5 protein-coding genes and 6 pseudogenes are annotated in these 12,331 nt (G+C 62.9%); all 11 read left to right on the forward strand.

The features are described from left to right. The first annotated feature begins 5 nt into the window (after positions 1-5). The 11 genes and pseudogenes from ACW4PC_RS03980 (at position 6) to ACW4PC_RS04030 (ending at position 12,281) form a co-directional block, all read left to right on the forward strand. Positions 6-3,030 (forward strand): annotated as a pseudogene (locus ACW4PC_RS03980) (SPOR domain-containing protein). A gap of 144 nt (positions 3,031-3,174) precedes the next feature. Beyond that, a pseudogene (gene nagZ / locus ACW4PC_RS03985) lies at positions 3,175-4,190 on the forward strand (beta-N-acetylhexosaminidase). A gap of 20 nt (positions 4,191-4,210) precedes the next feature. After that, positions 4,211-5,072 (forward strand): annotated as a pseudogene (locus ACW4PC_RS03990) (segregation and condensation protein A). Positions 5,073-5,142: 70 nt separating this feature from the next. Continuing rightward, positions 5,143-5,789, forward strand: a pseudogene (scpB, locus tag ACW4PC_RS03995) (SMC-Scp complex subunit ScpB). A 187-nt stretch (positions 5,790-5,976) separates the two neighbouring features. Continuing rightward, positions 5,977-6,168: a twin-arginine translocase TatA/TatE family subunit gene (locus ACW4PC_RS04000; protein WP_022715359.1), complete on the forward strand. Its 192-nt coding sequence runs from the start codon at positions 5,977-5,979 to the stop codon at positions 6,166-6,168. Positions 6,169-6,219: 51 nt separating this feature from the next. Then, on the forward strand, positions 6,220-6,870 hold the full coding sequence (gene tatB / locus ACW4PC_RS04005) for a Sec-independent protein translocase protein TatB (protein WP_455872878.1): 651 nt from the start codon (positions 6,220-6,222) through the stop codon (positions 6,868-6,870). Continuing rightward, a pseudogene (gene tatC, locus ACW4PC_RS04010) lies at positions 6,867-7,701 on the forward strand (twin-arginine translocase subunit TatC). The gene tatB and the pseudogene tatC overlap by 4 nt, the downstream one beginning before the upstream one ends. Before the next feature lie 101 nt (positions 7,702-7,802). Next, positions 7,803-9,087 (forward strand): annotated as a pseudogene (gene serS, locus ACW4PC_RS04015) (serine--tRNA ligase). A gap of 4 nt (positions 9,088-9,091) precedes the next feature. Beyond that, positions 9,092-9,859, forward strand: coding sequence for a 5'/3'-nucleotidase SurE (surE, locus tag ACW4PC_RS04020; RefSeq protein ID WP_455872879.1), 768 nt, complete (start codon positions 9,092-9,094; stop codon positions 9,857-9,859). Positions 9,860-9,865: 6 nt separating this feature from the next. After that, positions 9,866-10,519, forward strand: a complete 654-nt coding sequence (locus ACW4PC_RS04025) for a protein-L-isoaspartate(D-aspartate) O-methyltransferase (protein WP_022715364.1) — start codon at positions 9,866-9,868, stop codon at positions 10,517-10,519. A gap of 172 nt (positions 10,520-10,691) precedes the next feature. Next, entirely contained in the window at positions 10,692-12,281 is a 1,590-nt protein-coding gene (locus ACW4PC_RS04030) for a peptidoglycan DD-metalloendopeptidase family protein (protein WP_455872880.1), read from the forward strand. Positions 12,282-12,331 lie beyond the last annotated feature (50 nt).

Raw genomic sequence — 12,331 nt, forward strand, 5'->3', positions numbered from 1 at the left:
TGAGTATGGCTGACAAACAACTGGCGTATGATACGCGGAAAGAAGACGGAGCTTTTCGATGAAGGCGATCCGCTGGCTGAGCTTGCGCGTATCGTAGGCTTCGAGCCGCGCATAGCCGCCAATACGGTTGCTGACGTGCCCCGGCAGGAGCCGGCGTTCAATCTCGAGGACGAGCTTCTCCGCGAATTCGAGCGTTTCGACGCTCCGCGTCCGCTCGCCGGCCTCGATCGTCCGGCCGAACCTGCCGCCGAGGAGTATGACTATCCCGCAGCCGAGGCCATCGTCGAGCCGGAGCCTGTCGATCCGCCGGCTGCCACATCGCCCGCCGGGGAGGAGGCCGAGGTCCTTTCCGCCGCCGATTGGGTCGCGCCCCAGGCGTCCGAACCGGTTTTCGGTGGCGCCCGCGATCTGATCGAGGAGCTCGAGCTCTCGATCGGCGGTCCCACGGTTCAAATTCCGCAGGCTTCAGCCCCTGCCAAGGCGCCGCAGTGGTCGGCTGCCAGCATCAAGCTTCCGCTTGCAAACTTCCATGCCGCTCGACGCGACGAGGCGGTTGAAGCGCCCGTAAAAGCCGTTGCGCCTGTCGAGGCGGTCGCCGCTCCCGAACAGCAGCCCGAGCCTGTTGCGCATGTTCAGCCCGTTATCCAGCCCGAGCCGGTCATGGAGCCGGTTATGGAGCTGGTTATGGAGCCGGTTGTGGAGCCGGTCGCCTTTGATCCGGCCGAGGAATTCGAAACGGCTGCGCCGCAGGGCTTTCCGGCCGAGCTCGATCGCCATGACGAAGTGGTCATGGATGAAGCGCCAGCCCAGGAAATGCTTGCGCCTGTGGAGGCGCCGGTTGCGATGGAGCCGCGGGTTGAAGCTGAACCCTTCGATCTGGTTGCTGCCGCAACGGAAGGCGTCGTACAGGCTGACGCCGCGCTGACTGAAGCGCCTCCCGAAGATCAGCTGATCGCCTTCGATTTCGATGATCTGCTGGCGGACGTTTCCCGTTATCCGGTTCCTCAGCGCGCGGCCTCTGCGTCCGAGGAGCCGAAGGCGGCACCTTTCGAGGAGTGGGAGCCGCTGGTCGTCACGCCCGTTGCTGCTGCACCTGTCGCCGCTCCAGTGGTTGTTGCTCCTGCTGCCGCCGCCGAAGTTCCCGCTGTGGCCGCACCTGCCAAGCAGGATGCTGACAGCGAAGATCCGTTTGCCGGCCACGATTTCGAACTCGATCTCGAAGGCATCGAACTCGAGCTCGCCGATCTCGATTTTGCCGAGCCTGCAAAGACGCCGGAACCTGACCCTGTCGTTACGGCAGCGCCGCCTGCCGTGGTTGTCGCGCGGCCAGTCGGGCAGGTTGCTGCCGCTTCGCTTTACGATGGGCCGCATCCCGCAGCCGCGGAGAGCGTGAGCGCTGCAGTCGATGCCGATGAGGATCTCCCCTTCGATGCCTCGATGATTGCCGAGGCCGACCATCATCCCGAGACTGTCGAGGACATGCATGTGCCGTCGCTGCCGCCCGTCGAGCAGCCGGCGCCGGCTGCGCCGGTAAATGACTTCGATTTCGACGTCGACGCGGAAATTGCAAGCCTCTTCGAAACGTCGGTCCAAAAGGAACCGGCTGCGGCGGCACCCGCTTGGGCTCCTGCAGCAGCCGCTGCCGTTGTTGCAGCAGCGCCGGTGGCGGCTCGGCCGCAGTCGGCCGGCGGACTTGACGAATTCGAGCGTGCGCTTGAGGAGGATTTCCGCCGCAGCGTTCGTGAACCCGTTCGCCGCGCCGAAGCGCCAGCCGAGGTCCGTATCCAATCCGCGGCCGAGGCCGAGGACATGGGCCGCGCCCGTTCCATGAAGCGGTTGCTTGCCGCTGCCGCTCTGATCGTCGTCTTCGCCGGCGGTGCCTACGGCGTCTATTCGGTTGTTACCGACGGCGGCCTCGGCATTGCTGGCGGCGAACCGCGCGTGATCGTGGCCGACAAGGAACCGGTCAAGATCGTCCCGGAAAATCCGGGCGGCAAGACTGTGCCAAACCAGGACAAGGCGGTCTATGACCGCGTTGCCGGTGCCACCGAAGCGCCGAAGCAGAAGGCGCTCGTTTCATCCGACGAAGAGCCCGTCGATGTCGTTCAGCGCACCCTGACGCCCGAAGTTCTGCCGGAAGACAACGACGGACCCATCGCCGATAATCCGGCAAGTACGCCGGTCGGCGATACGCAGGACCCGCGTCTGCTTCCGAACGAGGACGCGGCTGAGAACGGTGCTGCGGCCGAGGACGGCCCCGATCGCGATCGTCCGCCGGCCGTTGCACCGCGCAAGGTTCGCACAATGATCGTCAAGCCGGACGGAACGCTGGTTGCCCGCGAAGAGCCTGCCGCACCGGTTGAAGAGCCCGCCGTTCAGCCGCCTGCCGCTGTGACGGCCTCTAAAGGTTCGGCGGCAAGCTTCCCGGCGAGCAACGAGGTCGCCTCCGCCGATATCCGCGCGACGCCTGTTGAAACGACCACCGTTGCGCCGCTGCCCGCCGCTCAGCAGCCATCCACGTCTACCCTGGAAAAGGTTGCCGCTGCAGACCCGGCAAATGCGAAGGTCGATCAGCCTGTTGCCCCGGTTCAGACACCGCCCGCCGCTGAAAAGCCTGCCGATACGGCGCCGGTACCGACGGCCCGTCCGGCCGAACAGCCGGTCAAACGTCGTCGGCACCGTGACCGAAAAAGGCAATGTCCGCCCGGCCGAACAGCAGCCGAAGCCGGCTGAAGTGGCATCCGTCGAGCCTGCCGCTGCCAAGCCGCAGCAGGCTGCACCGGCTGGCGGATACGGCATGCAGATCGCGTCGTTGCCGTCCGAAGCAGAGGCGCAAGAAATCCTATGCGAGCCTGTCGAAGAAGTTTGCAAGCGTTCTCGGCGGCCGCAGCTTTGAAATCCGAAAGGCCGAAATCGCCGGTAAAGGCACGTTCTACCGCGTCCGGATCCCGGCCGGCTCCAAGGATGAGGCCGCAGCCCTTTGCCAGCAATATACGCTCAGCCGGAGGCAGCTGCCTGATTTCGAAGTAAACCATTGATCGTTTGATCCGGAGCGGCGGGCATGTCCCGCCGCTTTTTTTGTGTGCTGCTTTCCTGTGTTTTTTGTGTGCTGCTTTCCTGTGAATGGCGCTTGACCTTACTCGCAATTCCCCGACAGGCCTCTATGATTCGGATATGACCGAATCAAAAGCGATGATCCTGGGCTGTAGCGGCCTGTCACTCACCCCTGAAGAAAAGGCCTTCTTACAAGGCTGAGCGGCCCTGGGGCTTCATCCTCTTCGGCCGCAATATCTCAAACCCGCAGCAAATCGCCGATCTCGTCGCCGAAATGCGCGAAAGCGTCGGCTGGCACGCGCCGGTGCTGATTGATCAGGAAGGTGGCCGCGTGCAGCGCATCCGCCCGCCGATCCTGCAGCACTATCCCTCCGGCCAGGCGCTCGGGGATATCTACCGGCGCAATCGCGAGCAGGGGTTGCGCGCGGCATGGCTGATGTCGCGGTTGCACGCCTTCGATCTTCTCAAATTCGGCATCAATGTCGATTGCCTGCCTGTTCTCGACGTGCCGGTCGAAGGCAGCAGCAGCGTCATCGGCAACCGCGCCTATGGCGGCGATCCGAAAACCGTCGCCGATATGGGGCGTGCCGCGGCCGAGGGGCTGAAGGCCGGCGGGGTGCTGCCGGTGATGAAGCATATGCCGGGCCACGGCCGCGGCTTTGCCGATTCCCACCACGAACTGCCGGTCGTCACGGTCTCGCGCGATGAACTGGAAGCACACGACTTCCCCCCTTCATCGCCACTGAAGGACGAGCTCTGCGGCAATGACCTGCCACGTCGTCTTTACGGCGATCGATCCGGACAATCCGGCGACGACCTCCAGCAAGGTGATCGACGGCGTGATCCGAAAGCGCATCGGTTTCAAGGGTCTGTTGCTTTCCGATGATACGTCGATGAACGCCTTGGCCGGGACAATCGGCGAGCGGGCTGCAAATATCATTGCAGGCGGATGCGATATCGTGCTGCATTGCAACGGCCATATGGACGAGATGCAGCAGGTCGTGGCAAACACGCCGGTATTGGCGCATGCCGCTCTGGCGCGGGCAAATGCCGTGCTGGCGGGCTTCCCAAAAGTCGACCAGGCGGACGAGGCGGCAATCCGCGCCGAATTCGACGGAATGTTTGCAACCGTCTAAGCGATGGAAGAGAGGCACAGGTGAACACGGTCAAAGGCACAGAGTGGACCCAGGCGGCGGCAACGCCGATGGACAAGCTTTGGCAGGACAATGGTGCCGACCGCGCGAGCCATGAGCCGGCGCTGGTGATCGACGTCGCCGGCTTCGAAGGCCCGCTCGATCTCCTCCTCTACCTCGCCCGCAACCAGAAGGTCGATCTTTCGCGCATTTCGGTGCTGGCGCTTGCCGAGCAGTATCTGCAGTTCATCGAAACCGCCCGCCGCATCCGCATCGAGCTTGCCGCCGATTATCTCGTGATGGCGGCATGGCTCGCCTATCTCAAGTCCCGCCTGCTGATCCCGCAGCAGGTCAAGGACGACGGTCCCTCCGGCGAGGAGATGGCCGCAACGCTTGCCTTCCGCCTGAAACGCCTCGAAGCCATGCGCGAGGCTGCAAGCGGGCTTGTCAACCGCAACCGTCTCGGCCGTGATATCTTTGCCCGCGGCGCGGCGGAGCATATTCCGGACCGGCAAAAATCCGCGTACGAGGCAAGCCTTTACGATCTCCTGACCGCCTATGCGTCGCTCCGTCAGCGCCAGGCCGTGACCCAGGTCACGATCGCGCGCCGCACTGTCTGGTCCCTGACCGATGCCCGCGAACTGCTGACGCGCATGATTGGCGACATCGGCGGCTGGACGGTGCTGGAGCATTACCTGCTGCGTTATCTGGCATCGCCGGAAGAGCGCGTCACGGCAATCGCCAGCGCCTTTGCCGCCTCGCTGGAACTCGTACGCGAGGGCAAGCTGGAGATCCGCCAGGACGCCGCCTTCGAGCCGCTCTATATGCGCCGGGGACCGAAGCAGTGCGACCCTGCAGGTCGTCGAGCAGGAGAGGCCCGCTTGATGGATCTCCATGAGACAATATCGGCCGCGGTGAAGGCGAGAGCGCTTTCCACGAGAATTTCCAGGCGGAGATGGAGGCCGAGCGCATCGCCGAGGCCTTGGTCTTTGCGTCCTCGCAGCCGGTTTCCGAAGCCTTCATCGCCGATCGCCTGCCGAGAAATTTCAATGTTCGCGCCGTCATGCTCCGGCTCAAGGAGCAGTATGCGCCGCGCGGCGTCAACCTTATCCAGGCGGATGGATGCCTGGGCCTTTCGCACCGCCGCCGATCTCTCCTTCGTCATCCGCCGCGACGACAACGAGGTCAAGAAGCTGTCGCGTGCCGCCCTTGAGGTTCTGGCGATCATTGCCTATCACCAGCCGGTCACCCGCGCCGAGATCGAAGATATCCGCGGCGTGCAAACCTCGACGCGGCACGCTGGACGTGCTGATGGAAGCAGGCTGGGTGCGCTTCCGCGGCCGCCGCCGCACGCCCGGCCGGCCGGTGACGCTCGGCACGACCCGCGATTTCCTCGATCATTTCGGCCTCGAGGAACTTCGCGACCTGCCCGGGTTGGAGGAGCTGAAGGGTGCCGGCCTTCTTTCCGGCCGCATTCCTGCGAATTTCAACATCCCATCGCCCTTGATGAGCGACGAACTGACCGAGGACGAGGATCCGATCACGCAGATGGACCTTGAGGAATTGGGCCTTCTCGCGCCCGGCGGAGCCTCCGAAGATTAGTGTCATGCGGTCTTTGTTTTGACACTGACGACGAAAACAATAGAGATCACTATAATTCGATACCCGGACGACTTGTCATTATGGGCGAAGCCGTGACATTAAGCGTCAATTCAAGGGGAGTTTCGATATTGGAAACGATGTCGGAAACTCTTACATCGAAGAAAGATCGCAACAGGGAGTATGCGTAATGGGTTCTTTTAGCATGTGGCACTGGTTGATCGTTCTGGTCATCGTGCTGTTGCTGTTCGGCCGCGGTAAGATTCCGGAGCTCATGGGCGACGTTGCCAAGGGCATCAAGAGCTTCAAGAAGGGCATCAACGACGAAGAAGCGCCGGACACGGCGAAGACCGTCGATCACAAGGCCGACGAACCGAAGTAATAAGTCCGGGAACGGGTGGCTTTTGCCCCGCTTCCCCTCCAGGAGCCTTGAATGTTCGATATTGGCTGGACCGAGTTGCTTGTCATCGCGGTCGTGTTGATCGTCGTCGTCGGTCCGAAGGATCTGCCGCCGATGCTGCGCGCTTTCGGCAAGATGACGCAGCGTGCCCGCAAGGTCGCCGGCGAATTCCGCGCCCAGTTCGACGAGGCGTTGCGGGAGGCTGATCTCGATGACGTGCGACAGACGATCAGCGATGCGCAGCGGCTTAATCCGGCAAATAGCCTGCGCGAGGCGATGAACCCGCTTCGCCAGATGGGCAACGACATCAAGGCCGACCTGCAGAAGGCAACGGCGGTCGAAAACAAGACCGAAGCGCCGCCGGTTACCGTGCCGGCGCCGTCGATGAGCCTGCCCGAAACGCCGCCTGTCGTCGCGCCGGCTCCGGAAGCGGCGCCCGCACCAGCCGTCGCCGAAACGCCGAAGGCCGTGCGCAAGCCGCGCGCTGCTGCCGAAAAGGCGCTGCCTGCGGCCGCAACCGGGGCTGCGCCCGCTGCAAAGCCGAAGCGTGCGGCTGCTGCAAAGACCGCCGCCGCGACAAAACCGGCCGCAGCAACAAAGGCTGCGCCAGCAAAGCCTGCTTTGGCAAAGAAGACTGCAGCCGCTGCGAAGAAGCCGGCGACCAAGAAGAAGGACGAGGCATGAGCGGTGATATCGAAGACAAGCCGCAGCCGTTGATCGAGCACCTGATGGAGCTGCGCACAGCGCCTGATCTGGGCTGATCGGCGCGTTTTTCGTCGCCTTTATCGTCTGCTTCTTCATTACGCCAAGCATCTCTTCAATCTGCCCTGGTTATACCCTTACAAATGGGCAGTCAGCTGGGCCGGCCTCGATGTAACGAAGGCGCAGCTCATCTATACGGCTCCGCAGGAGTTCTTCTTCACGCAGGTGAAGGTCGCGATGTTCGGCGGCCTTGTGATCGCCTTCCCGATCATTGCCGCGCAAATCTATAAGTTCGTCGCCCCCGGCCTCTACAAGAACGAGCGTGCGGCTTTCCTGCCGTTCCTGATCGCATCGCCGGTCCTGTTTCTGCTTGGAGGCGCACTCGTCTATTTCTTCTTCACGCCGATGGTCATGTGGTTCTTCCTGACCATGCAGCAGGCGCCGGGAGAGGGCGATGTCGCGATCTCGCTGTTGCCGAAGGTTTCGGAATATCTGAGCCTCATCATGACGCTCGTCTTCTCCTTCGGTCTCGTGTTCCAGCTTCCGGTCGTCACGACGCTGCTTGCGCGCGTCGGCCTGCTCACCTCGCAGTGGCTTGCCGAGAAGCGCAAGTTTGCGATCGTGCTCGCCTTCGTCGTCGCCGCCGTGCTGACGCCGCCCGATCCGATGTCCCAGATCGGCCTTGCACTGCCGACGATCCTTCTCTACGAGATTGCCATCTACGCTGCGCGACTCGTGGAGCGCCAGCGTTCCCGGCAGGCGGTCGAAGAGGCGGACGGGTCTGCGGACGTTGCCAAGACGGACAGCGTCTGAGCGGTTCTGCGAAATTCCCTCCTGAACGCATGCAAAATATCCGGTCGAGGCCCGGTCAGGCTTTGGCCGGGTCATGTCCTTCGTAACGACCCGGAACGACAATGCTCGATATCAAATGGATCCGTGAGAATCCCGCAGGCGCTCGATGAAGCACTGGCCAAGCGCGGTGCCGAGCCCTTGGCCCAAAGCCTCATAGCTCTCGATGAGAAGCGCCGCTCCGCCGTACAGAAGGTGCAGGACCTGCAGTCCCGCCGCAACGCCGCCTCCAGGGAGATCGGCGCCGCGATGGCGCAGAAGAACAGCGAGCTTGCCGAAAAGCTGAAGGCCGAAGTCGCCGAGATAAAGGTTTCGCTGCCGGCGGCCGAAGAGGAAGACCGCCAGCTGACGGCCGAGCTCAACGACGCGCTGGCGCACATTCCGAACGTGCCGCTCGACGACGTACCGGTCGGCAAGGACGAGCACGACAACGTCATCGCTCGCACGGTCGGCGAAAAGCCGCGCTGGAACCACACGCCGAAGGAACATTTCGAAATCGGCGAAACGCTCGGCTACATGGATTTCGAACGTGCCGCCAAGCTTTCCGGTTCGCGCTTCACGGTACTGACAGGACCGCTTGCGAGGCTCGAGCGGGCGCTCGGTCAGTTCATGATCGACCTCCACACGACGGAACATGGCTATAGCGAAGTCAGCTCGCCGCTGATGGTGCGCGACGAGGCCGTGTTCGGCACCGCACAGCTTCCAAAGTTCGCGGAAGACCTCTTCAGGACGACGGACGGCCGCTGGCTGATCCCGACTGCTGAAGTAACGCTGACCAATCTGGTCTCGGGTGAGATTCTCGAACAGGAAAAGCTGCCGCTCCGCTTCACCGCGCTGACCCCGTCCTTCCGTTCTGAGGCAGGTTCGGCAGGGCGCGATACGCGCGGCATGCTGCGCCAGCACCAGTTCTGGAAGTGCGAACTCGTGTCGATCACCGATGCTAAGAGCTCGATCGCCGAGCATGAACGCATGACGGCCTGCGCCGAAGAAGTGCTGAAGCGCCTCGGCCTGCATTTCCGCACGATGACGCTCTGCACCGGCGACATGGGCTTCGGCTCGCGCAAGACCTACGATATCGAGGTCTGGCTGCCGGGGCAGAACGCCTATCGCGAAATCTCGTCCTGCTCGGTCTGCGGCGATTTCCAGGCGCGGCGCATGAATGCGCGCTATCGCGGCAAGGAAGACAAGAGCACGAAGTTCGTTCACACGCTGAACGGCTCCGGCACCGCCGTCGGCCGCTGCCTGATCGCAGTGCTCGAAAACTACCTGAACGAGGACGGCTCGGTGACTATCCCCGACGCGCTGCTGCCCTATATGGGCGGTTTGACGAAGATCGAACGGGCGGCCTGAAGCGATGCGTATTCTGCTCACCAATGACGACGGCATCCATGCCGAGGGTCTCGCGGCACTTGAGCGGATTGCGCGCACCCTTTCGGACGATGTCTGGATCGTCGCGCCGGAAACGGATCAGAGCGGCCTGGCTCATTCGCTGAGCCTTTCGGAGCCGCTTCGTCTGCGTCAGGTGGCCGACAAGCATTTCGCCCTCCGCGGCACGCCGACCGACTGCGTCATCATGGGCATCAAGCAGGTGATGGACATCAAGCCTGACCTCGTGCTTTCGGGCGTCAATTCAGGCTCGAACGTCGCCGACGATGTCACCTATTCAGGCACCATCGCCGGCGCGATCGAAGGCACGATGCAAGGCGTGCGCTCCTTTGCGCTGAGCCAGGCCTATAGCTATTCCGACGGCGCGCGCATCGTGCCGTGGGAGGTCGCCGAGGCCCATGCGCCGGCGCTACTCGACAGGCTGATGACGGTCGACCTGCCGGAAGGCACTTTCCTCAACCTCAACTTCCCGAACTGCCGTCCGGCCGATGTGCAGGGTGCCGAAGTCACAGCCCAGGGCAAGCTCGCCTTCAACCTGCAGATCGATGCGCGCTCCGACGGCCGCGGCTTGCCCTATTATTGGCTGAAGTTCGGCGAGCGTGGCGGCGCCTTTACAGAGGGCACGGATATTCACGCGCTGAAGCATAATAAGATTTCGGTAACACCTTTGAAACTGGATCTGACCGATTATTCCGTGAAGGACCGCGTGGCGCGGGCGCTTTCAGGTACGGAGTAGGACGTTTTGACGGCACGGCTGGTCGAGAAGGAAGGTTTTGCGGCGCTCGTCTTGAGGCTGCGGGCGGAGGGTATCTCAGACATCGATCTCCTGACTGCCGTCGAGCAGACGCCGCGCTCGCTTTTCGTGCCGCCGCAATTTTCCGACGACGCCTATTCCACCCGGACGATCCCGATCGAGTGCGGCTCGTTCCTGGAAGGCGTCGATCTTGCCGTCCGCATCCTGCACCTTCTGAAGGTCAAGCCCGGTCAGCGTGTGCTAGAAGTGGGTACCGGCAGTGGCTTCACCGCAGCTGTCATCGGCCGCATCGCCGAGCGCGTGCTGACGATCGACCGCTACAAGACGCTGACGGCCAATGCGCAGCGCCGCATGGATCAGCTGGGCCTTCGCAGCATCGTCGTCCGGCAAGCCGATGGCAGCAACGGCCTGCAGGGCGAGGGGACTTTCGACCGCATCCTGGTGACGGCTGCATTCAATTCCATGCCGCGCTTTTATGCGGACCAGCTCGTCTCCGGCGGTTCGATGATCGCGCCGCTGATGATCTCCGAGGACCAGTGCCGCATGGTCCGGCTGACGAAGACCGGCAGCCGCTTCGAGCGCGAAGAGCTTTTCGACGTACCTTATTTGCCCATCGTGCCGAGATTGGCTTCCCAGCTCTAAGGCCATTTTGGCGAGCATTTCCAGTGTGTCCGGCGGCTATGATTTCTCACCCGCAAATCTATGGTTATCAATTCCTCAAAAAAATCGCACTGATTCCAGCGCTTTAACCGGGTGGTAACACTAACGCGCTTTAATATACCCACGAATGGTTGAGTTATGAGTGGGTCGAGTCATGCGTTTTAGCGTTTCGCCAAAGTTCGGAAAGCCGGCCGGCAATCTCTTGTTTATTGCCTTGCTGGCAAGCACCGCAACGGGCTGCAGTTCGGATGTGACCCGCTTCGGCGGCCTCTTTGCCGGGTCGGGCCAGGATCAGATGACGACCGGTTCTGTACCGAGGCGGAACATGAGTGGCTCGCAGGGCGATCCGGTCCCGAGCGCCGATCTTCAGTCCGGAATGGCGCAGCCCTCATACAATGCCAGCAATGACGCGCTGAATCAGCCTTATCCGGCGACGACCGCAACGACAAGCTCCAGCGCGCGCCTTGCGTCCGCTCCAGTTTCTGTCCAGCGCACCGAACTTGCCGCGCCGACGGGTGCATCCCCGGCGCCGTCGCGCGAAAAGCAGATCGCCATGGCGCAGCCGTTCCCGGCAGCTCCTTCCGGCTCGCAGGCTCCCCGCCAGAGGCAGGCTGCTCCGAAGCTGGCTGCGCCCGATCCGATGACGACAGGCACGACGCCGAAGGTATCCGGATGGTCGGCGGCCAACGCGCCTGCTGTCCTGGTACGTCCAGGCGAAAATCTGGCAACGCTCGCCAACCGCTACGGCGTTCCCGAAAAGGAAATCCTCCGCGTCAACAACATGAAGTCGGCCGCTGCCATCAAGCCGGGCGAAACGATCCTCATCCCGACCTTCAACGGCGGCAGGAATGCTGCCAAGGCTTCGGCGCAGGCCGCCGACCTTTCCAAGACCGGTAAGCTGCCGCAGCCGTCGAAGACGCCGGACCAGAACCTCGCGGTGTTGCCGGGCGCAAACGCTGCTCGCGACAAGTCGCAGGCAAGCGCGGATGCTGCCGCGGGCAAGATTGCGGCCGGTGCCGGAAAGGACCCGAATGCAGGCGGCACTTATACGGTCAAGCCGGGCGATTCCCTGGCCAAGATTGCCAAGGCGACCGGCACGAAGATCGATGATCTCAAGGCTGCGAACAACCTTTCCGCAAGCTCGATCCGCATCGGCCAGACGCTGACGATCCCGAACGGTTCTAGTTCCGCCGATCAGACGAAGACTGCGTCCATTCCGGCCAAGGCCGAACCGAAGCCTGCTGCTCCGGCCGCAGTTGAGACGGCGTCCGCTCAGCCGGCCTCCTACCAGGCGCCGGTCGCAACGCAGACCGTCGACGAAGTCGAGAAGAAGTCCGATGTCGCCTCCGCAGCCCCTGAATCGACCGGCATCGGCAAATATCGCTGGCCGGTGCGCGGCGCCGTCATCGCCGCTTACGGCGCGAACGTCAATGGCAGCCGCAACGACGGTATCGACATCTCGGTGCCGCAGGGCACGCCGATCAAGGCCGCCGAAAACGGCGTGGTCATCTATGCCGGCAACGGTTTGAAGGAGCTCGGCAACACCGTCCTCATCCGCCACGACGACGGCACGGTGACCGTCTACGGCAATGCCGACACGCTGAGCGTCGCCCGTGGCCAGAAGATCCAGCGCGGCCAGACCGTCGCCGTCTCCGGCATGAGCGGCAGCGTCAAGCAACCGCAGGTCCACTTTGAAGTCCGCAAGGACGCCTCGCCGGTCAATCCGATCACCTTCCTCGAGTAGGTAAAGCGTCTCGGGGAAGTGCAAAAGCTCGGCTGACCGCCGGGCTTTTG

It is taken from the genome of Rhizobium yanglingense (genome assembly GCF_977109285.1).